Origin of the sequence: Bacillus cereus (assembly GCF_007678085.1) — a bacterium.
GTDB classification, from domain to species: domain Bacteria; phylum Bacillota; class Bacilli; order Bacillales; family Bacillaceae_G; genus Bacillus_A; species Bacillus_A cereus_BE.
The window spans coordinates 1-207 of record NZ_VEDW01000062.1; the positions used below are offsets into that span (position 1 = coordinate 1).

Consider the following 207-nt stretch of genomic DNA (forward strand, 5'->3'; position numbering starts at 1 on the left):
ATATGCCTCTTTATTTTTAGAGATATACAGGTTATATACATATCGACACACCCCAATAGTTTGACGGATTTTACTAATTTGTTCAGTTGTCGGTTTGATTTCTATTAAATATGCTCTTTTCATAAGTCTCCATCCTCCGACATTTTCTTTTTGTATTTTCTCAACCCATATATTCTACAGCTAAATACATGAATGATAGATATTAAA

1 protein-coding gene and 1 pseudogene are annotated in these 207 nt (G+C 30.0%); both read right to left on the minus strand.

The features are described 5' to 3' along the window. Positions 1 to 123, minus strand: a 123-nt coding sequence (locus FS742_RS27385; RefSeq protein ID WP_186327226.1) for a helix-turn-helix domain-containing protein, incomplete at its 3' end; no start/stop codon positions are given. Beyond that, positions 120 to 207 (minus strand): annotated as a pseudogene (locus FS742_RS27390) (IS607 family transposase); the annotation flags it as partial. The pseudogene FS742_RS27390 and the gene FS742_RS27385, both read right to left, overlap by 4 nt.